Origin of the sequence: Bradyrhizobium genomosp. I (2014) (assembly GCF_000261685.1) — a bacterium.
In the GTDB taxonomy this organism is placed as follows: Bacteria; Pseudomonadota; Alphaproteobacteria; order Rhizobiales; family Xanthobacteraceae; genus Bradyrhizobium.
Map to the genome: position 1 here is coordinate 15569 of NZ_AJQE01000020.1, position 24628 is coordinate 40196.

General features: G+C 65.3%; 26 protein-coding genes. 9 read left to right on the forward strand and 17 right to left on the reverse strand.

Going from position 1 to position 24628, the window contains the following annotated elements:
* Positions 1–9: 9 nt before the first annotated feature.
* The 7 genes from IC50_RS01755 to IC50_RS01785 all read right to left on the reverse strand — a co-directional run bounded on the left by IC50_RS01755 (position 10) and on the right by IC50_RS01785 (position 8687).
* The gene (locus tag IC50_RS01755) at positions 10–3201 is read right to left on the reverse strand and encodes an efflux RND transporter permease subunit (protein WP_035699717.1); all 3192 of its coding nucleotides are present in this window, start codon (positions 3199–3201) and stop codon (positions 10–12) included.
* Positions 3198–4619 carry an efflux RND transporter periplasmic adaptor subunit gene (locus tag IC50_RS01760; protein WP_035699719.1) on the reverse strand — a complete coding sequence of 474 codons (1422 nt, stop codon included), beginning with the start codon at positions 4617–4619 and terminating at the stop codon, positions 3198–3200. Before IC50_RS01760 ends, IC50_RS01755 begins: the two co-directional genes overlap by 4 nt.
* A 79-nt stretch (positions 4620–4698) precedes the next feature.
* The gene (locus IC50_RS01765) at positions 4699–5091 is read right to left on the reverse strand and encodes a FixH family protein (RefSeq protein ID WP_035699720.1); all 393 of its coding nucleotides are present in this window, start codon (positions 5089–5091) and stop codon (positions 4699–4701) included.
* 102 nt (positions 5092–5193) lie between these two features.
* Positions 5194–5574: a hypothetical protein gene (locus IC50_RS01770; protein ID WP_035699722.1), complete on the reverse strand. Its 381-nt coding sequence runs from the start codon at positions 5572–5574 to the stop codon at positions 5194–5196.
* A 216-nt stretch (positions 5575–5790) separates the two neighbouring features.
* Positions 5791–6978: an MFS transporter gene (locus IC50_RS01775; RefSeq protein ID WP_050990850.1), complete on the reverse strand. Its 1188-nt coding sequence runs from the start codon at positions 6976–6978 to the stop codon at positions 5791–5793.
* Positions 6963–8321, reverse strand: a complete 1359-nt coding sequence (locus tag IC50_RS01780) for an NAD(P)-binding domain-containing protein (RefSeq protein WP_035699724.1) — start codon at positions 8319–8321, stop codon at positions 6963–6965. Before IC50_RS01780 ends, IC50_RS01775 begins: the two co-directional genes overlap by 16 nt.
* Positions 8322–8369: 48 nt before the next feature.
* Entirely contained in the window at positions 8370–8687 is a 318-nt protein-coding gene (locus IC50_RS01785) for an ArsR/SmtB family transcription factor (RefSeq protein ID WP_035699725.1), read from the reverse strand.
* Between the two features lie 121 nt (positions 8688–8808).
* Between IC50_RS01785 and IC50_RS01790 the strand changes: the two genes are divergently transcribed.
* From IC50_RS01790 to arsC, 4 genes are all read left to right on the forward strand, one after another.
* A complete protein-coding gene (locus tag IC50_RS01790) occupies positions 8809–9171 on the forward strand; it encodes an ArsR/SmtB family transcription factor (RefSeq protein ID WP_035699727.1) in 363 nt (120 codons plus the stop codon).
* The gene (locus IC50_RS01795) at positions 9164–9691 is read left to right on the forward strand and encodes an arsenate reductase ArsC (protein WP_035699729.1); all 528 of its coding nucleotides are present in this window, start codon (positions 9164–9166) and stop codon (positions 9689–9691) included. The genes IC50_RS01790 and IC50_RS01795 overlap by 8 nt, the downstream gene beginning before the upstream one ends.
* Before the next feature lie 2 nt (positions 9692–9693).
* Positions 9694–10749, forward strand: coding sequence for an ACR3 family arsenite efflux transporter (gene arsB / locus IC50_RS01800; RefSeq protein ID WP_035699730.1), 1056 nt, complete (start codon positions 9694–9696; stop codon positions 10747–10749).
* Between the two features lie 67 nt (positions 10750–10816).
* Positions 10817–11218, forward strand: a complete 402-nt coding sequence (gene arsC / locus IC50_RS01805) for an arsenate reductase (glutaredoxin) (RefSeq protein ID WP_035699732.1) — start codon at positions 10817–10819, stop codon at positions 11216–11218.
* 65 nt (positions 11219–11283) lie between these two features.
* Here the strand turns inward: arsC and IC50_RS01810 are convergent, their stop codons facing one another.
* From IC50_RS01810 to IC50_RS01825, 4 genes are all read right to left on the reverse strand, one after another.
* Entirely contained in the window at positions 11284–12171 is an 888-nt protein-coding gene (locus tag IC50_RS01810) for a DUF1259 domain-containing protein (RefSeq protein WP_035699733.1), read from the reverse strand.
* A 40-nt stretch (positions 12172–12211) separates the two neighbouring features.
* Positions 12212–12445 (reverse strand): PepSY domain-containing protein, encoded by a 234-nt coding sequence (locus tag IC50_RS01815; RefSeq protein ID WP_035699774.1) that lies wholly within the window; start codon positions 12443–12445, stop codon positions 12212–12214.
* A 439-nt stretch (positions 12446–12884) separates the two neighbouring features.
* Positions 12885–13646, reverse strand: coding sequence for a hypothetical protein (locus IC50_RS01820; RefSeq protein ID WP_035699735.1), 762 nt, complete (start codon positions 13644–13646; stop codon positions 12885–12887).
* Positions 13647–13662: 16 nt separating this feature from the next.
* On the reverse strand, positions 13663–13851 hold the full coding sequence (locus IC50_RS01825) for a hypothetical protein (RefSeq protein WP_035699736.1): 189 nt from the start codon (positions 13849–13851) through the stop codon (positions 13663–13665).
* Between the two features lie 265 nt (positions 13852–14116).
* On the opposite strand from IC50_RS01825, the gene IC50_RS01830 reads away from it, so the two are divergent.
* Positions 14117–15088, forward strand: a complete 972-nt coding sequence (locus IC50_RS01830) for a DUF2336 domain-containing protein (RefSeq protein WP_035699738.1) — start codon at positions 14117–14119, stop codon at positions 15086–15088.
* 263 nt (positions 15089–15351) lie between these two features.
* On the opposite strand, the gene IC50_RS01835 is transcribed toward IC50_RS01830, so the two are convergent.
* The 4 genes from IC50_RS01835 to IC50_RS01850 all read right to left on the reverse strand — a co-directional run bounded on the left by IC50_RS01835 (position 15352) and on the right by IC50_RS01850 (position 18697).
* Positions 15352–15696 carry a DUF1491 family protein gene (locus tag IC50_RS01835; RefSeq protein ID WP_035699739.1) on the reverse strand — a complete coding sequence of 115 codons (345 nt, stop codon included), beginning with the start codon at positions 15694–15696 and terminating at the stop codon, positions 15352–15354.
* 53 nt (positions 15697–15749) lie between these two features.
* Positions 15750–15962: a hypothetical protein gene (locus IC50_RS01840; protein ID WP_035699741.1), complete on the reverse strand. Its 213-nt coding sequence runs from the start codon at positions 15960–15962 to the stop codon at positions 15750–15752.
* A 157-nt stretch (positions 15963–16119) separates the two neighbouring features.
* Positions 16120–16833: a peptidoglycan-binding domain-containing protein gene (locus IC50_RS01845; protein ID WP_035699742.1), complete on the reverse strand. Its 714-nt coding sequence runs from the start codon at positions 16831–16833 to the stop codon at positions 16120–16122.
* Positions 16826–18697 (reverse strand): sensor histidine kinase, encoded by a 1872-nt coding sequence (locus IC50_RS01850; protein ID WP_035699744.1) that lies wholly within the window; start codon positions 18695–18697, stop codon positions 16826–16828. The genes IC50_RS01845 and IC50_RS01850 overlap by 8 nt, the downstream gene beginning before the upstream one ends.
* A gap of 410 nt (positions 18698–19107) precedes the next feature.
* Between IC50_RS01850 and IC50_RS01855 the strand changes: the two genes are divergently transcribed.
* Positions 19108–19545 carry a DUF5330 domain-containing protein gene (locus tag IC50_RS01855; RefSeq protein ID WP_035699747.1) on the forward strand — a complete coding sequence of 146 codons (438 nt, stop codon included), beginning with the start codon at positions 19108–19110 and terminating at the stop codon, positions 19543–19545.
* A 153-nt stretch (positions 19546–19698) separates the two neighbouring features.
* On the forward strand, positions 19699–20127 hold the full coding sequence (locus IC50_RS01860; RefSeq protein WP_035699749.1) for a SufE family protein: 429 nt from the start codon (positions 19699–19701) through the stop codon (positions 20125–20127).
* Between the two features lie 4 nt (positions 20128–20131).
* Here IC50_RS01860 and IC50_RS01865 read toward each other — a convergent pair whose 3' ends face one another.
* Together IC50_RS01865 and IC50_RS01870 are read right to left on the reverse strand one after the other, a co-directional pair.
* Positions 20132–20548, reverse strand: a complete 417-nt coding sequence (locus tag IC50_RS01865) for a MucR family transcriptional regulator (RefSeq protein WP_035699751.1) — start codon at positions 20546–20548, stop codon at positions 20132–20134.
* Between the two features lie 147 nt (positions 20549–20695).
* Positions 20696–21520 carry a hypothetical protein gene (locus IC50_RS01870; RefSeq protein ID WP_035699753.1) on the reverse strand — a complete coding sequence of 275 codons (825 nt, stop codon included), beginning with the start codon at positions 21518–21520 and terminating at the stop codon, positions 20696–20698.
* A 312-nt stretch (positions 21521–21832) separates the two neighbouring features.
* On the opposite strand from IC50_RS01870, the gene IC50_RS01875 reads away from it, so the two are divergent.
* Positions 21833–23482, forward strand: a complete 1650-nt coding sequence (locus IC50_RS01875; protein ID WP_035699757.1) for an ArnT family glycosyltransferase — start codon at positions 21833–21835, stop codon at positions 23480–23482.
* A gap of 178 nt (positions 23483–23660) precedes the next feature.
* A complete protein-coding gene (locus IC50_RS01880) occupies positions 23661–24440 on the forward strand; it encodes a class II aldolase/adducin family protein (protein ID WP_035699761.1) in 780 nt (259 codons plus the stop codon).
* Positions 24441–24628 lie beyond the last annotated feature (188 nt).

Below are 24628 nucleotides of genomic sequence, written 5' to 3' on the forward strand. Positions count from 1 at the left end.
TGACTCACCTCATTCGGCAGGCTCCAGCACCCGCAATTTCGTACTGATCGGCTTTGACATTTCGGTCGATGGTCCTTTGTCCTCGCTCTTGGAAGGCAAGCGGACGCCTTTCACCAGCCCGAAGATCGCCGGGATCACGATCAACGTCAGCAGCGTCGAAGAGATGATGCCGCCGATCATCGGCACCGCGATGCGCTGCATGATCTCCGACCCGGTGCCGGTGCTCCACATGATCGGCAGCAGGCCCGCCATGATGGCAACCACAGTCATCATCTTGGGACGGACGCGCTCGACGGCGCCCTCCATGATGGCCTGATGCAGATCCTGCCGGGTGAAGACCCTACCCTCGGCGCTGCACTTCGCCTTGATCTCTGCAAGAGCTTGTTCGAGGTAGATCAGCATCACGACGCCGGTCTCGGCGGCCACACCGGCGAGCGCGATGAAGCCGACCGCGACGGCGACCGACAGGTTGAAGCCGAGCCACCACATCATCCAGATGCCGCCGACCAGCGCGAACGGCAGCGACAACATGACGATGAGGGTCTCGGTCATGGCCCTGAAGTTCAGGTACAGCAGCAGGAAGATGATGGTCAGCGTCACGGGGACCACGATCTTCAGGCGCGCTGCGGCGCGCTGCAGATATTCGTACTGACCGCTCCAGACGACATAGGTGCCGGCGGGAAACTGGATGCTCTCCGTCACCGCGCGTTGCGCCTCAGCGACGTAGCTGCCGATATCGCGATCGCGGATGTCGACGTAGATGTAGGTCGCGAGCTGGCCATTCTCCGTCCGGATCGACGTCGGCCCCCGTGCCGGCTCGACCGTGGCGACTTCGCCAAGCGGCACGGCGCCGCCCGCGGGCATCGGCACCAGAATGTCGCCGGCAATCGCCTTCGGATTGTCGCGCAAATCGCGCGGATAGCGCATGTTCACCGTGAACCGCTGCCGTCCCTCCACCGTCGTCGTGACCGTCTGACCACCGAGCGCGGCCGCGATGGTGTCCTGAACGTCCTGGATCAGGATGCCGTAGCGGGCGAGCGCCTCGCGATCGGGGACGATCTCCAGATAGTAGCCGCCGATACCACGCTCGGCGTAGGCCGAGGACGTGCCCGGGACAGTCTTGATCACCCGTTCGACCTGCCTCGCCAGCCGGTCGATCTCGACGAGATCGGTGCCCATCACCTTGACGCCCACTGGCGTGCGGATGCCGGTGGACAGCATGTCGATGCGCGCCTTGATCGGCATGGTCCAGGCGTTGGAAACGCCCGGAAACTGCAGCGCCTTGTCCATCTCGGCGATCAGGCCGTCGATCGTGACGCCCGGCCGCCACTGCTCCTTCGGCTTCAGGTTGACCACCGTCTCGAACATCTCGGTCGGCGCCGGATCGGTCGCGGTCGCCGCCCGCCCCGCCTTGCCATAGACGGACGCGACCTCCGGGAACGACTTGATGATGCGGTCCTGAGTCTGCATCAGCTCGGCCGCCTTGGTAACCGAGATGCCGGGCAGCGTCGTCGGCATGTAGAGCAGCGTTCCCTCGTTCAGCGTCGGCATGAACTCGGTGCCGAGCTGCCGAGCCGGCCAGATCGTGACGGCGAGCACCCCGACTGCAGCCAGGATCACCAGCGTCTTCGCGCGCAGCACGCCCTTGATCACCGGCCGGTAGATCCAGATCAGGAAGCGGTTGATGACGTTCTTGCTCTCGGGAACGATCCTGCCGCGGACGAAGATCACCATCAACGCCGGCACCAGGGTCACGGACAGCAGGGCCGCAGCAGCCATCGAGAAGGTTTTCGTGAACGCCAGCGGACTGAACAGCCGCCCTTCCTGCGATTCCAGCGTGAAGATCGGCATGAAGGACACGGTGATGATCAGCAGGCTGAAGAACAGCGCAGGGCCGACTTCGGACGCCGCGTCGATCAGGATCTGGACGCGCGACTGTTCGGGCCTGGCCCGTTCGAGATGCTTGTGGGCGTTCTCGATCATGACGATCGCGGCATCCACCATGGCGCCGATCGCAATCGCGATGCCGCCCAGGCTCATGATGTTCGATCCCAGTCCCAGCAGCTTCATGGCGCCGAACGCCATCAGCACGCCGACGGGCAGCATCAGGATCGCGACCAGCGCGCTGCGGACATGGAGCAGGAACACGATGCAGACGAGCGCGACGACGATGCTCTCCTCGAACAGCGTGTGCTTGAGGGTGTCGATGGCCGCGTAGATCAGGTTGGAGCGGTCGTAGACCGGGACGATCTCGACCGACTTCGGCAGGCTGCTCGCGATCTCCTTGAAGCGCTTCTTGACGTTCTCGATCACGTCGAGGGCGTTGACGCCGAAGCGCTGCAATACGATGCCGCTTGCGACCTCGCCCTCGCCGTTCAGCTCGGCGATGCCCCGCCGTTCGTCCGGCCCGAGCTCGACATTGGCGACGTCCCGGAGCAGCACCGGCGTGCCGTTGCTCGTCTTCAGGACGATGTTGCCGAGATCGTTGATGCTTTTGATGTAGCCCTTGCCGCGAATGACGTATTCGAACTCCGACAGCTCGACCGTGCGCCCGCCGACATCGGCGTTGCTGGCGCGGATCGCCTCCCGGATCTTCTGCATGCTGATGCCGCGATCCCGCATCCGCTGCGGATCGAGCACCACGTTGTATTGCTTGACGAACCCGCCGATGCTGGCGACCTCGGCGACGCCTTCGGCCTTGGCCAGCGCGAATTTCAGATTCCAGTCCTGGATCGTGCGGGTGTCCGCGAGGTTCAATTCCCTCGACATCACGGCGTACTGATAGACCCAGCCGACGCCGGTCGCGTCGGGGCCGATGGTCGGGGTCACGCCGGCGGGAAGCCGGGACGACGCGCCGTTCAGGAACTCCATCACGCGCGAGCGCGCCCAATAGATGTCGGTGCCGTCCTCGAAGATCACGTAGACGAACGACACGCCGAAGAAGGAGAAGCCGCGCACCACCTTCGATTTCGGCACGGTCAGCATCGCCGTCGTCAAGGGATAGGTGACCTGGTCCTCGATCACCTGCGGCGCCTGGCCGGGATATTCGGTGTAGACGATGACCTGCGTGTCCGAGAGGTCCGGGATTGCGTCCAGCGGCAGGTGAACCAGCGCGTAGAGGCCGGCGGCGGCCGCAAAGCCGGTGCCGAACAGCACCAGCAGCAGGTTGCGCGCCGACCAGGCGATGATGCGGGCGATCATTTGTGCTCACCCATCGCATGACCCGGTTCGGAAGCCGGAAGAGCCGCCTCGGCAAAACCCTTGAGCGCGGCCTTCAGATTGCTTTCCGCATCGATCAGGAAGTTGGCGGATGTGACCACGGCCTCGCCGTCGGCAAGTCCGTCCCGCACCTCGATGTAGCCGCCGCCGCGCCGGCCGAGCTTCACCTCGCGCGGCTCGAAACGCCCGTCCCCCTTGTCGACGAGGACGGCCTGGCGCGTGCCGGTGTCGAGCACCGCGCTATCCTGTATCGCCAGGACGGGCGCGCCGTCTGCCGTGTCGACGTCGGCATCGACATACATGTCCGGCAGCAGCACCGTGTCGGGATTGGCGAGTTCGATCCGGACGCGAACCGTCCGGGTCTCGCGATTCACCTGCGGATAGACCACGGCGATCCTGCCGGTGAACGCCCGGCCGGGAAAGCTTCGCGCGCGCACCGCAACGGACTGCCCCACCGCGATGTTGCCGAGATCGCGCTCGGCGACGTCGACCAGCGCCCAGACCAGCGAGATGTCCGCGATGCGGAACAGCACGTCGCCGGGATTGGCGCGCATACCCTCGATCGCGTTGCGCTCGAGAACGATTCCGTCGCGCGGCGCTGACCAATGGATGGTGACGGGCGCGACGCGCGTCTTCTCCATCTCGGCGATGACCTGCTCGGGGACGTCGAGATTGACCAGCCGTTGCCGCGAGCCGCGGCCGTAGACCTCGATCCCGCCAGTGGTTTTGGAATTGATCGTCGAGAGATATTCGGCCGCCGCGGACGCGACCGCCGAGCTGTAGATCTCCATCAGCGGCTGGCCCGCCTTCACACGGGTTCCGGTGGTCACGTCCGCGACCTTCTGCACAAAGCTTTCGGCGCGCATCGCGATGACAGACACGCGGCGCTCGTCGAGCTGAATCGTGCCAGGCGCCTTCACCAGGACCCGGATCGCGCGCCGCCCGACCGGCTCGGACTTCACGCCGGTGCGCTGGATCTTGCCGGGCGACAGCTTCACCGTCCCATCGTCGACGTCGTCGCCTTCGTAAACGGGGACATAGTTCATCCCCATCGGGTCCTTCTTCGGCACGGGCGAGGTGTCGGGCAGCCCCATGGGATTGCGGTAGTAGAGGATTTTTCGCGACGAGGTCGCCTGCGATGGCTTCGACCCTGCAGGGGCTGCCTGATCGTCCTCGTAGACCGGCAGATAGTCGCGCCCGCGATCGTCCTGCTTCGGACCGGCGGACCACAGCGGCGCGCCGCTGGGATCGCGATAGTAGAGCGGGATTCGGTCCGCCTGGGCCGCAGCCGGAGGCACCTCGGCACGAACGGACCAGCGTCCGTCGTTCGAGAATTGGTACGCGACCAAGGCGAGGCCACCGCCGAGTGCGAGAATCGTCAGGAGACGCAGCGTCTTCATGGTGTGTCTTCGCGCGCCTCGGGCGCGCGTCCATGTGAATGGGAAAGAGAAGTTCGGGCGCCGTCCGGCGCCCGAAGGCTCACTTCGTCGCCTTGACGATGACCTTGCCGGTGACGGTGTCAGGCTCGCCCTGCACCTTCGCCGAGAGCGTGACCTGGTAGCGGCCGGCCATCGGCAGATCCGTCCTGAAGGCGTAGACGCCCGGCTCCCCGGACGGCAGCGGCGCCACGGCCGACTCCATCTCGGCCATGCCGTCCGGAGCCATGTCGACGCGTGTCTTGAAGATGACGGCATCCGCAACCGGCTTGCCGGTCTGCTTGTTGGTCAAGCGAACGGCGAGCGTGACGTCGTCGCCCTTCTTCATCTCGGGATTGACCGGTTCGAAAGCGTAATCGCCGGCACCGGCCATGGCGGCCGTAGCGGCAAGCGAAAGGGTGGCGGCAACAGCCGCGGCGCTGAATTTGGAAAGCATTGTCCTGTCCTCATGAATTGATCGTCCGCCGTGACGCAGGAAGCGCGCACGTCAGTCATCGTCGCGCGCAGGCGTGCCGCACGCGCCGTTGGCTTGGCGAGATCAGACCCGAGGAGGCCGGAAGGGAGGACTGCCGTCGAGGAAGGAAACGACCTGGTCGGCGGGAATTGCGGTTTTCGCGGCCGCTACGGCAAGGAATTCGAAAGCCAGGGCACGGATGTCTGCAAGCGCGACGGTGCCGCCGACACAGCAGAAGCCCATCCCGCATTTGTAGCCGCCGGTGTCGGAGTCCGTTCCCTTCATGTCGGGACAACAATCGTCCATCGACAGAGCGCCGTCGCCGCTCATCTGCATAGCGGCCTGCATGTCATCCGACGACATGGCGAAGGATGACATGGCGAGGCCAGAAGCGGACGCGCCAGCCGGCAGCATCGCCAAGGATATGGCGATGGCGAATGCCAGGATGGTACGAACGATCCGCATCAATCTGCTTTTTTTACCTTTTGGAGACCTTTTGGAACTGCAGCGCGACGCTAGCAACATATTCGGCTGCCGAAAGCATTCTTTGATCCGGCTCAAGCATTCGTGACCGGGGCTCCGATCACCCTGAGCGGACGCTTTGCGATCCCCGCCGCGAGCAACTCGTCGCCGACAGGCCGAATCTGACCGTCGGATGCAAGGGACTCATATGCAAGGGACTCATGTCGTCCGATCCGCACGAAGCAGCAGCAGCGCGAAGAAGGCGGAGACCGAGGCCGCCGCGCTGATCCACAGCGCGCTGCTGCCGAAATGCTGCACCATCAGTCCCAGCGCAAGCGGCGCGAAGGCGCCCGTTGCCCTCGACGGCAGCGAGATCACGCCGACACGCCTGCCGAACCCTGCCGGCCCGAACAGCGCCAATGGCAGCGTACCGCGCGCAATGGTGATGATGCCGTTGCCCGCGCCATACAGCACCGTGAAGGCCGGCGCGAGCCAGGGGCCGCCCGCGACCAGTGCGAGCACGCCGATCGGATTCATGAGCATGGCGAGCCTTGCCGACAGCAGCGGATGAAACCGGCTGAGCCATCCTGCCTCCAGAAGGCGGGCGCCGACTTGCGCAGGTCCGACCAATGCTCCTGCGAACAAGGCCTGTGCCGGCGTGGCGCCGAACCCAACCAGCATGGCCGGCAGAATGGCCGAGACTCCGGAGCTGACGAAGCTTGCGGCCGCAAACATGTAGGCCAGCAGCATCATCGCGAAGGTTTCGCTCTGGCGGCCGGATTGTCGGCTCGCACCCGTGCCCGGTCGGGAGTCCTGGTCCAACGGAGCGGCACGGGGCAGAGAAAGATTGAGCGGCAATGCAACACCGATATGGATTGCCGCCCATACCTGACAAGCCGTGCGCCAGCCGTACTCCGAAGCGAGCCACGTCGTGAGAGGCCAACCGAGGGTGCTGGCGAAACCGGCAATCAGGGTGATGCCGGTGATCGTTCCTCGCGCATTGGCGCCGTAGATGCGCGCAAGCGTCGCGAACGCCGCTTCATAGAGGCCCATGCCCATGCCGATCCCGAGCAGGATCCAGGCGGTGACCAGCACCGCCACACCATGGGACACGGACAGCAGGAGCAGGCCCGCCACGAAGACGAGGTTCGAGACGGCAAGCAGGCTGCGCCCTCCGAACGTGTCGATGGCATGCCCGACTCTTGGGCCGAGCAGGCCGGAGATGACGAGCGCTCCCGACAGCGCGCCGAACAGGTAAGTCGGCGCAAGACCGAGATCGTGCGCAATCGGCGCGGCCAGGATCGCAGGGAGATAGTAACTCGACGCCCAGGCAATGGTCTGGGCACTGCCGAGCGCCACGACGACAGCGAGCGGGCTCGCGGTGCCTCCCGTCATGAGCAACCGCATCCCGCGCCGCCTGCTTTCCTGGCCGATTCATCGGCCGCGCAGCAGGCTGAGGGTTCGGCCTTGGCCGGGCCGCCGCAGCATCCCGCTGCGCCGGCGGACTCCACGCCGCCGCGTGTGCAGACGCCAGTCTCCGGCAGCACGAGCTCGACCCGTGCCGCAGCCTCCTTGTCGCCCGCGATGTCGGCGACGATCGAGCGGACCTGCTCGTATCCGGTGATCATCAGGAAGGTTGGCGCCCGGCCGTAGGATTTCATGCCGGCGAGATAGAAGCCCGGCTCGTCATGTGCGAGCTCACGAGCGCCGTGAGGCCGCACTGTTCCGCAGCTATGCTCGTTGGGATCAATGAGCGGCGCAAGTGCGACGGGCGCCTCGATCGCCGGGTCGAGCCGCAGCCGCAGCTCGGACAGGAACGAGAGATCGGGACGGAAGCCGGTCGACACCACCAGCTCGTCCGCAACCACGCTCCGCGCACCGCAGCAGGCGCCTGCCGAAATCCTGAGACGTCCCTCGAAGTCCGAAAGATGGGTGACACCGAAGCCGGTCTCGACCCCGATCTTTCCGGCAGCCACGAGCGCGGCGAAGCTGGAGCCCAGCTCGCCGCGCGCGGCAAGCTTGTCATTGCTGCCACCGCCGAAGGCCTTTGCAGGATCGCCGCCGCGCAGCAGCCAGACGGGCTTGGTGCCGGGCACCTCCTCGGCGAGCCGCGCGAGATCGATCAGCGTGCCAAGCGCGGAATGGCCGGCACCGAGCACGGCCACGGTCCTGCCGGCATATCTGCCGCGCCCCGTGCCCCGCACATCCGGCATGCCATAGGCGATGCGATCCGTGCGCTCGCGTTCGCCGATCGCTGGCAGGCCGTTGCTACCGGCCGGATTGGGCGAGAACCACGTGCCCGACACGTCGATGACGGCGTCGGCGCGCAGCACCTCGGGGCCCTTGCCGTTCTGATATCGGAGTTCGAAGGGCGCCTGCTCGCGGCCCCTGGTCTTCGCCTTGTCGAAGCCGACGCGGCTGATGGCCGTGACGCGGCTCGACGTCCGGATCGCCTCGCGCAGCTTCGTTCGCGTTGCGAGCGGCGCGAGATAGCGCTCGGTCAGTTCGCCGCCGGTCGGATAGGATTGAGGATCGGGCGAATTCCAGCCCGTCGGCGCGAGCAGGCGCGCCGCCGACTTGTCGACATTGTATTCCCACGGCGAGAAGAGCTGGACGTGCTGCCACTGCCGCACCGCATGCGCGGCCTCGGGCCCGGCTTCGAGCACGACGGGAGACATGCCGCGTTCGAGCACGTGCGCGGCGGCCGCGAGACCGACCGGCCCCGCTCCGATGATGGCTACAGTCTTCATTCCGATTCTCCTGTATTTCTAGAATTATGGAATAAACGGTCAAATGAATCAGGCTGCCGTCTGAGCATCCTCGCATCCGGCTTCGTCCGCACAGCACTCTGCGACCAGGTAGTCGACCAGGCCCCGCATGGAGTCGAAATTGGCGTGGCAGATCAGGGTCGTCGCTTCCCTGGTCTGACTGACCAGTCCGACCGAGACCAGGGTCTTGATGTGGTGCGACAGCGTTGACGCCGGGATCTTCAGCTTGTCTTGCAGGCGGCCAACCGGCATGCCCGCGTGCCCGGCCCGGACCAATGCGCGGTAGATCTGAAGCCGGGTCCGGTTCCCCAGGGCTTCCAGACGTGCCGCTGCATCATCGATCTTCATGCCTGCACGATGCATTCGTCCCGCATCGGCTGTCAAACGCTATTTCTAGAATATTGGAAATATCTACGGACGGCCGGATTTCGGGTTGACGCCGCCCAAACAATTCCATAAATCTGGATATATGGAAACACAAGAGGCCGTTCTGGCGCTCGCCGCGTTGTCGCAACCGACCCGTCTGGAGGCGTTCCGGACGCTGGTCAGACACGAGCCTGACGGTCTTGCGGCCGGCGACCTCGCCCGCCTGCTGGAAGTCCCCCAAAACACGCTCTCGGCGCATCTGTCGATTCTGAGCCGCGCGCGCCTCGTGTCATCCGAGCGGCACAGCCGCTCGATCATCTACCGCGCCAACCTCGGCGAATTTCGCGAAATTGCAGTGTTCCTGCTGCGCGATTGCTGCGGCGGACGGCCGGAAGTTTGCGACCCCGTCGTCGAGACCCTGCAATCGTGCTGCGCTCCCAAGCGAAAGGAGAAGGCCCGTGCCTGATCACGTCTACAATGTGCTGTTCCTCTGCACGGGCAATTCGGCCCGGTCCGTGCTCGCGGAATCGATCCTACGCAAGGACGGTCGCGGGCGTTTTCGCTCCTTCTCCGCAGGAAGCGCGCCGAAAGGCGCCGTGCATCCGCTGGCGCTGCGCACGCTGCAGAGCATGGACTACCCGATCGACGGGATGCGCTCGAAGAGCTGGCTGGAATTCGCGGCCGCCGATGCCCCGGTGATGGATTTCGTTTTTACCGTCTGCGACAACGCAGCCGGAGAAGCATGTCCCGTCTGGCCGGGCCAGCCGACGACTGCGCATTGGGGCATCGAGGATCCTGCGGCCGTCGAAGGCACCGAGATTGAAAGACTTGCGGCCTTCTCGACGGCCTTCCGCTACCTGAAGAACCGTATTGGCGCGTTCGTGAACCTGCCCCTCAGCGGCATCGACCGGCTTTCGCTCGGGACCAGGCTTCGGGAAATCGGCCGCTCCGAGGGAGCGACGTCCGGCAAGAGCGACGTGGCGTGACGATGGGCATCTTCGAACGATACCTCACCTTGTGGGTCGCGCTTTGCATCGTGGTCGGCGTCGCGCTGGGGCACGTCATGCCCGGCTTCTTCGGCGCGGTTGCAGCCGCCGAGGTCGCCAAGGTCAACCTTCCGGTCGCGATGCTGATCTGGCTCATGATCGTGCCGATGCTGTTGAAGATCGACTTCGGCTCGCTGGGGCAGGTCCGGGAGCATTGGCGCGGCGTCGGCGTCACCCTCTTCATCAATTGGGCCGTGAAGCCGTTCTCGATGGCGCTGCTCGGCTCCTTTTTCATCGGTCACCTCTTCGCACCGTGGCTGCCGACCGGCCAGATCCCGTCCTACATCGCCGGCCTGATCCTGCTTGCGGCTGCACCCTGCACCGCGATGGTGTTCGTATGGTCCAATCTGTGCGAAGGGGAGCCCCACTACACTCTGAGCCAGGTCGCACTCAACGACGTGATCATGGTGTTCCTGTTCGCGCCACTCGTGGGATTGCTGCTCGGAGTGGCCTCGATCAGCGTCCCCTGGGACACACTGCTTCTGTCCGTTCTGCTCTACATCGTGATTCCCGTGATCGTCGCTCAGCTGTGGCGCAAGATGCTGCTGCGAGGAGGCGACGCCGGCTTCAACCGCGTCATGCGGATGCTGCAGCCTCTCTCGCTTGTCGCGCTGCTCGCGACATTGGTGCTGCTCTTCGGCTTCCAGGGAGAGCAGATCGTCAGACAGCCCGGCGTCATCGCCATCCTTGCCGTCCCAATTCTTGTGCAGGTCTATCTCAATGCGGGCCTGGCCTATTGGCTGAGCCGGCGGTTCGGCGTGGCCTGGTGCGTCGCGGCTCCGGCTGCCCTCATCGGCGCGAGCAACTTCTTCGAGCTGGCGGTCGCCGCCGCAATCAGCCTGTTCGGCCTGGACTCCGGCGCGGCGCTCGCGACCGTGGTCGGCGTCCTCGTCGAGGTGCCGGTGATGCTGTCCGTCGTCCGCATCGTCAAGGCCACGCGGGGCTGGTACGAAGCGGGGAGTGGTAAAGTCCAGACGGCTGCCGAGGCCCGCCAATGAACTCATCTTTTGCCGGCGGCGGTGCGGCAGCAATGGATGCCGGTCTGCCAGTCACGGAGACACCTCGATGAGCGTCACGATCTATCACAACCCGGCTTGCGGCACCTCACGCAACACACTGGCGATGATCCGGCAGAGCGGTGTCGAACCTGTCGTCATCGAGTATCTGAAGACGCCGCCGTCGCGCGAGAGGCTGGTCGAGCTCATCAAGGCCATGGGGATCTCCCCTCGGGCGCTGCTGCGAGAGAAAGGCACGCCCTTTCGCGATCTTGGTCTTGACGACCCCAAATGGTCCGATGACGAGCTGATCGATCAGATGATCGCCCATCCCATTCTCATCAACCGTCCGATCGTGGTGACCCCGAAGGGCACGCGCTTGTGCCGGCCGTCGGAGGCCGTGATCGATCTGCTCGACAATCCCGTCGGCCGATTCGTCAAGGAAGACGGCGAAGTGGTCGAAGCTCGATAGGACCGCAGCCCCCCTCGTGCTGGACAACTGTCCGGCGCGCAGGGCCGCACGACCTCTCTCGAAGATCAGCTCTTCGTGCTGGCGGTCTTGTCGAGCGCGGCACGCACGCCGCTCGCGAGCTTGATCGCATCGTCATTGGCCCAGAAATGCATGAAGAACAGGCGCGGCTGTTCGTCCAGCATGTGGCTGTGAAGGGCGGTCACGGTGATCCCATGCGACCGCAACACCTTGATCACTGGGTTCACCTCGTCGCCGGTCAGCACGAAGTCGCCCGTAATCGCCGCCTTGCCGCCGCCGGTCGGCTGGAAGTTGACGGCGGTCGCAACGCCGAGCGGTCCGACCGGGTTCAACTGCATGCCATGCTCGGTGACGGGATCGCGGCGAGGGACATTGAACTGGTAGACGCCGCCGGTCGCCTGGCCCTTGACGCCGATGATGTTGTCGAGCCGCGCAGTGTCGAGATCGACGGCCGGCGGAGCGGCCGTCGAAGCGGGCGCCGACAGCAGCGTCTTGCTTTCGGCGAGCGCGTCCTTGAGGGCCGCGGCGATCCTGACGGGATCACCGTGGCCGGCCACGTGCAGGTAGAACGTCGCCGGGCTCGCGCCGAGCAGATGGTTGTGCACGGCGGTGATCTCCAGCCCGTTCGCGATCATCTTCGCCATGACCGGGTTGATCTCGGATTCGAGCAGCACGAGATCGCCCATCGCCATGACGCCGCCGTGCGCGGGCTTGAACGCGACCCAGCCGCCGAGCGCCAGCGCGGGCTTGATGGTCACGCCGTCGAGCGTCACCGTGAGATCGGTGCGTGGAAAGCCGTAGCGATGCACGTCGCCGGTCACGGCCGGCTTCCGCCCCAGCGTGTCGTCGACCTTCTGCCAATCGACGTCCTGCGCATGAGCGCTTGCGATGAAGCAGGCGCCGATGCCGATCAGCGCCGAGATTGTCTTTCGCATTGATCTGCTCCCTCAATCCTGGATGTCAGCCGCCGGTCACTCACTTCTGCTCCTTGACCTGACCGCTGCTGTCGATGACAAGCCGCACCTCCTTGCCGTTCTTCACGGCCTTTGCGGTCATTCCTTCCGCGGTCGACTTGATGTCGCTGACCTGCGTGTAGCCGGCCGCCTGGAGCCTGGCGACCAGCTCTTCCTGAGTCAGCGCGTGTGCGGTCGATATCCCACTGGCGATCGCCAGAAGGAGGACTGTGTGAAAGATCGCCCTTGTACGCATGATCATCCTCCTGGATGTGTCCTGCCCCAGGTGAAAGTCGCTTCCCACGAGGCGCAGTGGGATGCCGACATCAACGCGCTTCGGCGTGGCCGCCGCGCACGAGTGAACCATCTCGATTTCTCTGGTGGGATTCAGCGACGATGACATGCTGCGCCCTTGGTGATCAGGACGCGATTCTTGGGCATGTCGCCTCGCGGGGAGATCGCATATCCCCGACGCTTCGACTAGAAGCCCGGACAACCGGGCTGTCAACCGGCGCATGGCCGAGACATGTCACGAAGAGTTCACTCGTCGAACGGAACCGTTTCCGCGACGCCGGGATGGGAAGCCTCGGCGCGTCACCGCCGCTGGCGGACGGCTGAAGGATCTTGTTGGCAAGCTCCAAAAGCGGCGCAAGCCCGATCGGACCGGGCGCCCGCGTGGAAAACGCAGGAAGCCCCTACCCCTTCGAGATGACCGCGCGGCCGTAGGGCGGTTGCGCCTGGACCGGCGGATTGGCGGTCTGGGCGGCGAGCTCGCCGATCAGGCGGTCGGCATCGGCGGCCATGCCGTCGGGGGCCTGGATCACCAGGCGTTCCAGCGCCCAGCGGTAGGACGAGATGCGCTGCTCCAGGCACTGCTGCACCCACTGGATGATCAGCGAGTTCTCCTGCATGCGCGCGATCGCATCGTCCCTCTCCCCTGGCGAGAGCGCGGAGACGCGCGCCATGCTGGCATTGCGCTTCCTGTCGAGATCGATGACGCGGATCGCCGAGGCGAAGAACGGCTCGAAGCGGGTGATGTCGTTGCGGACGTCCTCGATCAGCTGCGCATAACGCGAGGAATGCGAGCGGTGCGGCTCGTCGATCAGCGTGCGTCCGTACATGGTGCGGTCGAACACGATCTTCTGCCGCCACGGCGAGGGCAGCGCCTTGTAGTCGCCGAACACGCTCTTCCAGGCGGGGCGCGACAGCGGCGGTTCGATCATGGGATAGGCGAGGTCGCGGAGCTGGCGCTCTTCGTCGGTGAGCTGGAATTGCGAAGGCCGCAGGCCGACGCTGGAGGTGACCTCCGCGCCCAGCCAGCGATGCATGTCGTCGCTGCGCATGTCGGCCCGCGTGCGGCCGAAATCGCCACCGCTGCAGGCGCAGAGCCCCGCGCCAAGCAGCGCAAGCAGGACGGCCGACAGGACAGGCCGGATCTGGCGGATGGAGTCCGGCATTGCTTGAAGCCGGATGTCAGCGACGGCGACGACGGCGCCCCGGCGCTGCGCCCTGCTCCGGCCCGCGATCGCCGCTGGTTTCGTCCGCCTCACGCTCGATCCGGATCACGGGAAGGATCAGCACCGTTCCCATGTCCGCGCGCGGAGCGACATCCCCCGACGAGCCCACCCGGCGACCGGCCGGAAATTCGATGATGGTCCCCATGTCAGCTCTCTTCGATTGCCGCGCGACCGAACGCGCCCCTGCAACATGCATTCATTAAGATCAGTTCATGGTTAACGGGATGTAAACGCGCCCCTTGGTCGACCCCTGGACCGTAACCTCACGGGTGCGCCGCGCCGTCCCGTTGCGGCACGACAACGCCTTAAATTGCAGGGCCGGCTTCACGCCTCGTTTTCCTTAACGAGGCTTTAAAAGAACCTGCGCTAGGCTCGCCAACGAGTATCTTTCCCGAGTTGCGTACGCCTCCATGACCAAGTCGCTGTTTCCCGGATTCGACGGGCTGATGACCCTGTCCCGTCGCGAAGGTGTCGATGTCCGTCCGACGCTGCTGCGCGTGCTGACCGACCTTTATGTCCAGACCAGCACCCACAGCGACGATGAGCAGCGGCAGTTCGTCGAACTCGCCACGCGGTTGATCGACCAGGTCGACGATGCGACGCGCGCGGCCGTCAAGGCGCGGCTCGCGGTCTATGCGCAGACGCCCGTCCCGGTCCTGCAGAAGCTCGGGCTGGTCGCGACCCAGGAGGGCCGCAGGGTGCCATTGGCCCGGGAGATCCCCACTCCGCCGTCCGGGCCCTCCCGCGTCCCGACCGAGGCTGAGCAACGCATGGCCACCAACATGGCGATGCAGCCGAAGGAGGCCGCCGAGATCCACGACATGTTCTTCCGCGCCGGTGCCTCCGAGCGCGCCCTGATCCTGCACAATCTGGCGCAGAGCCCGCTGAAGGCCGCGCCGCGCATCCCGACCGTGCGCGCCAGGCGCGCGACCCAGATCCTGGAGATGGCGGCGATCGCGGGCGACGTCGAGAACTTCGCCTTCGAGCTCGTCGACAGCCTGATTTTGTCCTCGCGCGTCGCAGCCCAGATCGTCGACGATGCCGGCGGCGAGGCGCTCGCGGTCGCCGCGCGCGCGCTCGACATGCCGAGCCCGGCCTTCCAGCGCATCCTGCTGTTCTTCAAGCCGGAGATCGGCACCTCCGTGAACGAGGTGTACCGGCTGTCGCGGCTCTACGACCGCCTCGGCGAGCGTCCGGCGCTGGTGATGCTGGCCGCCTGGCGCGGCTCGACGCTCGCTGTCACGCGCGCGAAGTACCAGGCAGCGCTGCATGACGGCGAACGCCAGCGCGCGCGGGCGGGCGCGGGCCAGACGCGGCCGGGCGCGCAGCCCGGCTCCGCGCCAGGGGTGCGGATGGGCACCGGCGGGTCGTCGGACCGCTGATTTGTTCGCGCCCGCTCCTGTTGGCGTTGAGCGTCAAGCACTCAGCGCGTTCCAAGCTCGTCATTGCCGATGCACCGAGCGACACATTGCCCTCGTGCCCCGGACGCAGCGCAGTGCTCCCGGCGATGCGAAGCATCGTCCGGTGCGGTGCGCTGCAGAGCCGGGGTCCATTTCACCGCGTCGATTCATGCCGCTTCTGGGTCCCGGCTCTGCACGGCAACGCTGACGCATTGCCGCTTGTCCGGGACACGGCGGGGCGATAGCTAGGCCTTCGCCAATTCCAGAAAATGCCGCCCGGCACGATCTTCGGTCTCGACGATCCACGCGTCGGGATCGAAGCGGATTTCCTTGGTCAGCCGCTCCTCGATCGTGTGCTCCGCCAGCGGCTGCGGCGAGACGGGCACGAAAAATCGATCGATCGGCCGGCCGTCGTCATAGACGGTCTGCGGCGCCGGCGCGTACAGCATCGCGTTGCCGTCGAGCAGCGACACCTTGACGAACACCGCACCCGCCTCCTCGGCGCCGCGGCGCCGCACGGCACCGAACACGCCCTCGGTCTGGCAGCGGCGCAAGTAGGCCGCTACCCAAATGTTGGATTTCAAACGCATGAGTTCGACGATAGGCCAGCGCGAGGTCTCATGCCAGCCTCACCTCGTCCGTCTCACGCCTTGCGCGCGCCGTCCTGGCCGCCGCGAATCTGGGTCGCGACGAAATATGACAGCGGCATCGCGAGCGCGAATCCCACGGCCACGGCATAGGGGATGTTCCTGATGGCGTCGGCGGCGAAGCTCGGCACCATCAGCACGACGATCAGGCTGATGCCCGCCAGCGTCGTGCCGAGCATGATCCAGATGAGAATCGAGACCTTGAACATGACGACCTCTCTTCCTTGATGAGGATGAGTGATCATGTTCCCCGAGGCCGCCCGCCGTCATTGATCCCACGCAAATCGCGCTCGCTCGCGGATCTGGTCTGCTGTGCGGGAGCCCGACGCCGGAATTGATTTGCGTCAATGACGGCTTGAGGTGCGGCTATTCGACGGGATGGCCGATCGCAGCGGCGAGTTCGCGCAGCAGCCGATCGGACAGCTGGCCGGTGACCGGCATCTTGTGCTCGCGCTCGAACTTCTGGATCGCGGACTGGGTCTCGCCGCCCATCGTGCCCGTGATCTTCAAATTGCCGTAGCCATATTCGGACAGCGCGCGCTGCACGCCGGCAATACGTCGCGCGGCCGGGCTCTGCACCGGAATCGGCGCCGGCGGACGCAGGGCCGCGGGCGGCGTCGAGGTCGTCGCCTTGACCAGGTTGGTCATCGGATCGTTCGAGCGCGTCGATGCGGTCTCCTCGACGGGCTTTTCGGGCATCTTCTCGACGGCACGCTCGGCAGGTTTGGGCTCGACGCGGAACTCCGTCGCTCGCGGCTCGAGCGGCGAGGTATCGGCGCCGACGGGGCGCGGACGCGGCAAGGGGTTCGACAGCGGCACGGACGACGGCGCGGGAAGATTGATCACCGTGCCGAACATCGGCGCGGGGTGCCGGCCGGTCTGCAGGAACAGTGCATTGGCAACGATCGCAGCGATCGCAGCGACGGCGACGAGGCTGGCCAGCGTATCCTTGGGACTGTGCAGCAGCACGCGCATCGCGAGGTTGCGCTCGGTCTCGACATCGATGACCGCGGCCTTAACTCCACCCTTGGCGCCACGGCGGCGCGGAGCGGCTTCGTCCTTGGCAGACTTCTTAGGCACTTTTCTTCACCAGAGCGTGTTGGTCGTGAGTTTGGTCTTGAAGGTCCTGGCGCAGCACCGGCGTCAGCGTCGCGATCTTGCTCTCGCTCGCCTTCTCATTGGCCGGCCTGATTTGCGACGGCGTGTAGACGAGCGGCAGCTTGATGGTGACGGCGGTGCCCTCTCCTAACCTGCTTTGTACCGTCAATTCGCCGAGATGCAACGCCACGAGACTCTTGACGATGGAAAGTCCAAGTCCGGTGCCTTCGTGACGGCGCTGATAGGTCTTGCCGGCCTGGAAGAACGGCGCGCCGATGCGCTTGAGGTCGTCGGGTGCGATGCCGACGCCGGTGTCGCTGATGCGCAGCGTCAGCTGCGAACCCGACGCCGCGGCCGATACGGAGACCTGACCGCCGCGCTCGGTGAACTTGATGGCATTGGCCACGAGGTTGAGCACGATCTGCTTGAAGGCCCTGGGATCGCCGGTCATGACGGGCAGATCCTGCGGCACGTCGGTGATCAGGTCGATGCCGTTCTCCCGCGCCTTCAGCGCCAGCAGATTGCAGCAATGGAGCAGCGAGGCGCGCGGCGCGAACGGCTCGGACGCGATCTCGAAATTGCCCGACTCCATCTTCGACATGTCCAGGATGCCGTTGACGACAGAGAGCAGATGCTGGCCGGAATCGTTGATGAGCTGGGCGTATTCCTTGCGCTGTGCCGCCCCGAGCATCAGGGTCTGCTCCTGCGCGATCATCTCGGAGAAGCCGATGATGGCGTTGAGCGGCGTGCGCAGTTCGTGGCTCATGGTGGCGAGGAAGCGCGTCTTGGCCGCATCGGCCGCCTCGGCGGCGCTGCGCGCCTGATCCAGCGCCTGCTCGAAAAGCTTGCGGTCGGTGACGTCGCGCATCACGGCGACGACTTCGACTTCGCGGGTGGAAGCACGATCGGTATCCTGGCGGCCCGGATCCCGGTCGAGCGGGCGGCAGCGCATCTCGACCCAGATGAAATCGACCTGACTGCGCTCGGAGCCAACAGGTTCCCGCCGCAGCCGGAACTCGACGCTGCCGATGTCGCCACGCGCCGCATCCGACAGGGCGGTGAGATAGGCCGGCCGATCGGCGACATGGACGCGGTCGAACAGGCCGTAGCCGAGCAGCTGCGCCACTTGCACGCCGAGCATGGCCTCCACCGCCGGCGAGATGAACTGGACGGCGCCGTTGCGCTGATGCCGCGAAATCACGTCGCTCATGTTGCGCGCGAGCAGGCGATAGCGCTCCTCCTCGCGCGACAGGAGCGCGACGCCGGTGCGCGCGAGCGATTCCGCGCCGAAGGCGAGGCCTGCGGCATAGAGGGTCGCAGACGCAACGCCGAACGCCATCAGCACGCCGCGCTCGGCCGCACTCGGCTCCGCCACCGGCAGCCAGCCGAACTGGCTGATCAGGATCAGCATCCCGGCGCAGGACAGCGCAAGCAGCGAAGCGAAAGCCGCAACGCGCCGCGAGGCCGACAGTGCAGCTTCGAGCGGAACCACGACCAGCCAGACCGCGGCGAACGATTCGATGCCGCCCGTCGTGACCGCGACCGCCATGATCAGGCCGGCGAGCGCCAGCGACGACAGCACATGCGCGCCTTCGTAGCGTCCGGTGCGCGACAGGAACCAGGACAACATGATCGGCGCGATCAGCCAGGCGAAGGCCGCGACCTCGACCGCGCTCGGTGCGCCACGCAGGGCGAGATAGACCGGGAATGCGGCAAAGGCGGCCAGGCTGCCGAGCAGCCGCGGCGCCATGAAGGCACGATGGCGCGCTCGCATCAGCGCATCGTAGCGCGCGGAGGGATGCAGCAGTGCATCGAGACAATCGCGGATGATACTCAAAACTGTCACGGGTCTCGCGCTTCGGCTCGATCGTCTTCTGGAAGACGCGCCGGAACGCCTCCTTGTCGTTGAGCCACCGTGTCAGAGCGACCTTAAACGAGTGCTAAGGCGGCGCCGCGTGCCGACGGACACCGCGCCATCGCGGAGCTTTTTAGACGATTTGGCGACGTCTTCGGTCGGGATGGTGAACACAGGGTTTCACCTTCCTCCGCATGGTTTCGAATTGGTGGATGCGGGCGGCCGGCGGAATCATTGACGCGACGTCAATCGAAAATTCACGAGACCGTCGCTTCCGAAGAATTTTGCGTCAATTTTTCGCGAATTAAGCTCAAGGCAATCACTTGCGATTTATCGAGAGTTGCTAGGTCCGGCATCCGCGGAGATTGCCGCGGGCGGACTCTAACGGACAGGTCGACAAGATGCGCTTTCTGCTTCGCATCACATTCTGGCTCGGGCTGGTGCTGGTGCTCCTGCCGCGGGACAAGACGCCCGAATCGGAGAAGCTCCCGCAGATCGGCGCCGCCGACGCGGTGCAGGCTGCGACTGCGGCCGTCTCCGACATGACCCAGTTCTGCAAGCGCCAGCCGGCGGCCTGCGAGGTCGGCGGACAGGCCGCGACCATCATCGGCCAGCGCGCCCAGGACGGCGCGAAGAAGCTCTACCAGATCATCAACGACAAGAAAGAGCAGATCACCAACGACAAGAACGACAAGAAGGCGCCCGACCATACCGGCTCGATCGCGATGGCCGGCGAAGACGTCAATGCCGAGAACGAGGCGCCGCGCGACACCCTGACCCAGGACGACCTCGCGCTCGAATGGCGCGGACCTGCGGCGGCGAATCAGGACAAGCAGTGAGCTGAACCGGCGCGAGCGTGGTCCACCTTTCGAGAGGGCGGAGGTGAGCCGGACGACCGGCTGCAGACATTCCGATCGTCAATTAGCGGCCCAACCCTATCGATTTCACGGCTTCGCGACCTTATATTGGCTTGAACGCGAACACGGGCCAGCATGACGACGATCGACGAAATCAGGGACAATTTCGAGCTTCTGGACGAGTGGGACGACCGCTACCGGTATGTCATCGAGCTCGGCCGTACCCTGGAACCGATGCCGGAAGCGGAACACTCGGCCGCCAACAAGGTACAGGGCTGCGTCAGCCAGGTCTGGCTCCAGAAGCTGGTCGACCGCGGCAATGGCGAACCGATCCTGAAATATCGCGGCGACAGCGACGCGCATATCGTGCGCGGGCTGGTCGCGATCGTGCTCGCGCTCTATTCGGGCCGCACGCCGCAGCAGATCCTCGATACCGACGCGATCGCGGTGTTCAACGAGTTCGGCTTTCGCGATCACCTGACGCCGCAGCGCTCCAACGGCCTGCGCTCGATGGTCGAGCGCATCAAGACCGACGCGAAAGAGGCGCTGGCGGAGGCGACGTAAGAAATTACTTCCGCCTCCGCTGCTGCTGTCCGAGGCCCATCCGCTTGGCCAGCTGCGAGCGCGCCACCGCATAGTTCGGAGCGACCATGGGATAGTCCGCCGGCAAGCCCCACTTCTCCCGGTATTGCTCCGGCGTCATGTTGTACTGCGTGCGCAGATGGCGCTTCAGCGACTTGAAGCGCTTGCCGTCTTCGAGACAGACCAGATAATCGGGCGCAATCGACTTCTTCAGCGAGACCGCCGGCTTGGCCGGCTCCAGCGGCGCGGTTTCGGTGCGGCCCGACGAGACGCGCACCAAGGCGCCATGCACCTGGCTGATCAGGTTCGGAATTTCGGCCGCAGGCGTCGAATTGTTGCTGAGATAGGCCGACACGATGCTCGCCGTCAGCTCGATGAAATTCTTCGCCCCAGCGTCCGACATCGGCCCGCCCTCTCTCCACCTTGCGTCTCACGGCATTGACGACGCCAAGGTATTCCGTGTCAACAATTCGTTCGATTGAAATGCGACAACTGAGGACGACCCGCTGATTACTGATGAACGGCGCGGTTTTACTTGCCTGCGGCGGCCTCAACCGCGCTGGTCGAGATGGGCGCGGAGCTCGTCGATCGAGGCAAAGCGCATCATGCCTTCCGGCATCTGCGCCTCGATCGAGCCGTCGGAATAGAGCGAATAGGCCATGCCGTCGACGACGCCGGATTTGAGCACGGTCACGGGCGCCGGCTCGACAGCTGGCGGCGGTTCGGGTGCAGGCGGTGGGGCGGCCTCCGCAAAGGTCGACGGAGAACGCGGCGGCGGACGGCGCGGGGCGGGCGGCGGCTCCGGCGCGCGCGTACGGTCCGGCTTCGGCCAGGCGACGTCAAAGCTCGCAGGCGGAAGATCAGGGGCCTCACCGGGCTCCCCAGGCGGCTGCGGCATATCTTCAGGTGCCTTCGCCTCCGCGCGCTCGCGCTCCTTGCGCGAGGTCGAGGCGAACAACAGGTTGCGCCGGCGCGGCGCTTCCGGAGCGGGCGGCGGCGTAGCAGCTTCCGCCTCCTGCGGTCCCTCGACGCGCGGACGCTCGCGCGCAGCAGCTTCGCTCTGCCAGGGCGGCGGACCTGCGGATGGCGGCGCTGGCTCGGGCGCAGCTGCGCCAGGTACGGCGAGACCCGGCAGCACGGACCTGACCCGCACCTCGGACGGCACGACCACATCGGCCAGCCGGCGGGCAATGCCCTTGAGCTCGAGCAGCACCAGACGCAGGCCGATCAGTAACATTCCGGAGCAGACGCCGATGGTGCCGGAGATTATGAGAGTACCGCCGAGGCTGAACTCACTGATCGTCAGGCCGAAAATGATCGCAAGGAGACCCGCCAGGACGGCGCAAATCCCCACGATCAACAATGCCAAGCTCATCGAACTCACCCCCGGCCGCGCATCCACACGCGACAACCGCTGCGCCAAGATACCGTCATACGATGTTCCACGCCAACGGCCAATTGCGGGCGGTGTTCCTAAAGGGAAGGAAATCAGAGACTTATTCACATTCCCTTCAGCTCCGGCTCGGTACTGCTGAAACTCCTCTCAAGAACGGGAATTGCTGCGTCGCATCAGGAATTTAGCCATAATGCCCAATTACTTGGTAATGGAACTGCGCTATAGGGAGTCCGGGGAGCAGGCCCGCGCGCACCAGCAGGGCCAAGAGGGGATTCCGGGGCACCGATAGCCATGACATCCATCACGACCTCGGCGATCGACACGCCTCTGCGGCGCTCGGTCGAACGGACTTGCGACGATCTCGCCATGCTGGTGCTGGCCGCGGTCGCCGTCATTGCAGGCTTGACCTTCCGCGACTACGGGCTCGGCTGGGACGACTACACCCACGCTGAATATGCCGACCTGCTGCTGCGCATGCTTGGTTCCGGCTTCAGGGACACCGCGGCGCTCTCCTTCGCCAATCTCTACATGTATGGTGGCGGCTTCGACATGGTCGCGGCCCTCCTGCACAAGGTCATTCCGCTCGAATTGTTCGAGACGCGCCGTCTGGTCGGCGCCATCGTCGGCGTGATCGGGCTTGCGGTGACGTGGCGGCTCGGCCGCCGCGTCGGCGGCCCCCTTGCCGGTCTTGCCTCGCTCCTGCTGCTCGCGCTCTGCCCGATCTTCTACGGCCACATGTTCATGAACCCGAAGGATGCGCCCTTCGCGGTGGCCATGATCATCCTGATGCTCGGCCTCGTCCGGCTCGCCGAGGAATATCCGCAGCCGTCGCCGCGCACGATCCTCATTGTCGGCCTGGGTGCCGGCCTTTCGCTGGGCTGCCGCATTCTCGGCGGGCTCGCATTGGTCTACGCCGTGCTCGGCTTCATCCCGTTGTTCCTGGAGGAACTGCGCACCGAAGGTTTGCGCGAGTCGGTCCGCCGCTTTGCCCATGTCGTCTATGTGCTGCTGCCCGGCCTCGTGCTGGGTTACCTCGTGATGGGCCTGATCTGGCCGTGGTCGATCATGGAGCCCGGCAATCCCTTCGAGGCGCTGACCTACTTCTCGCATTTCTTCGAGAAGCCGTGGAAGGAGATGTTCGACGGCGCGATCGTGTCGGTGCCCGACATGCCCTGGTCCTATCTGCCGACGCTGTTCGCACTCCAGCTGCCCGAGGTGATGCTGGTGCTGATGGCCGGCGCCGTGTTCGGCACGTTCGCCATGCTGCCGCGACGCGAGGTTCCGGCGCGCCGCAAGACCATCCTCTTGATGCTGACGCTGGCTGCCACCCTGCCGCTCGCGATCGCGATGGTGAAGCGCCCGGCATTGTACAACGGCATCCGTCATTTCGTCTTCGTGATCCCGCCGATGGCGGTGCTCGGCGGCGTCGCCTTCGCCTGGGCCATGGAGCACCTGCGCGCCAATCACCGCACCTGGCAGCCGGTCGTGCTCGCGACCTTCTGCTTCGGCCTCGCGCTGTCGCTCGCCGAGATGATCCGGCTGCATCCTTATCAATACACGCATTTCAACCACATCGCCGGGACCGTTCGCGGCGCCGACAACCGCTTCATGCTGGACTATTGGGGCCTCGCCTTGAAGCAGGCCTCCGACGAACTGCGCGAGCAGCTCGTCGAGCGCCAGGAAGTGCCGTCCACCAATCGCAAGTGGAAGGTCGCGGTGTGCGGTCCGCAGCGTCCGGCCCAGGTCGCGCTCGGGCCCGACTTCACCATCGGCTGGGATTCCAACGCGGCCGATTTCGCCATGACCCTCGGCGAGTTCTACTGCAAGGGTCTCACCGCACCCGTCATGGTCGAGATCAAGCGCGACGACGTGGTTTTCGCCCGCGTCTACGACATCCGCGGCCGCAGCATTTCCAGCCTGCTGTCGATCCCGGCGCCGTAGTGATCGTGTCCGGCAGCCCGGATGAGCGGAAAGCGACATCCGGACCCCCTCGCCTGGCCGCATACGCTTGCGCTCATGCGGACTACGCTTGACTGCCGCGCTCCGGACGCGCCTTGCCGCCGCCCACCGCCACGACTAGGGTGCATCCCCGCAACAACGATGTTCGGAGAGATCGGCCATGTCGCCAGCGGAAGCGCGCCTTAAAGAAGTGCCGTCGAACATGACGGAGGCGGAGTGGCAGCAACGGGTCAATCTCGCCGCCTGCTATCGCCTCGTCGCGTTGTACGGCTGGGACGATCTGGTCGACACCCACATCTCCGCGCGCGTGCCCGGCCCCGAGCATCACTTCCTCATCAATCCCTACGGGCTGATGTTCGACGAAATCACCGCCTCCAGCCTCGTCAAGGTCGACCTGCACGGCAACCAGCTCTCCGAGAGCGAATACAGCATCAATCCGGCGGGCTTCACCATCCACTCGGCCATCCACGAGGTGCGCGAGGACGCGATCTGCGTGCTTCATCTCCACACGCTCGACGGCACTGCGGTGTCGAGCAGCGCCGAGGGCCTGTTGCCGCTGAACCAGACCGCCCAGCTCGTCACCCACGACCTCGCCTATCACGACTATGAAGGCATTGCGCTCGACCACGACGAGCGGCCGCGGCTCCAGAAGGATCTCGGGGACCACAACCACATGCTCCTGCGCAACCACGGCACGCTGACGGTCGGCCGCTCGGTGGCCTCCGCCTTCGAGCGCATGTATCATCTCGAGCGCGCCTGCTCGATGCAGGTGCGCACGCGCGCGCTGGGCACGCCGGTCTATCCGGTCGACGATATCGCGATCGACAAGAACACCGAGCTGCTGTCGAACCGCGACCGCGCCGAGCTGCGCGCGACCAACCTGGTATGGCCGCCCCTGCTGCGCAAGCTCGACCGCGTCAACCCGGGCTACAGGTCTTGAGATATTCGGGATCTGGTGTAGAGTAGCGCCCAACAACCTCTACGCCTTTTGGAATGAAACGCCGCCCAATTCCGGGCGGCGTTTTTGTTTCAGGCTTCGTAGGGTGGATTGGCGAAGCGTAATCCACCATGTTTCAGCGAATGCGGAACGAAGTTGGTGGATTACGCCTTCGGCTAATCTTACTGAGT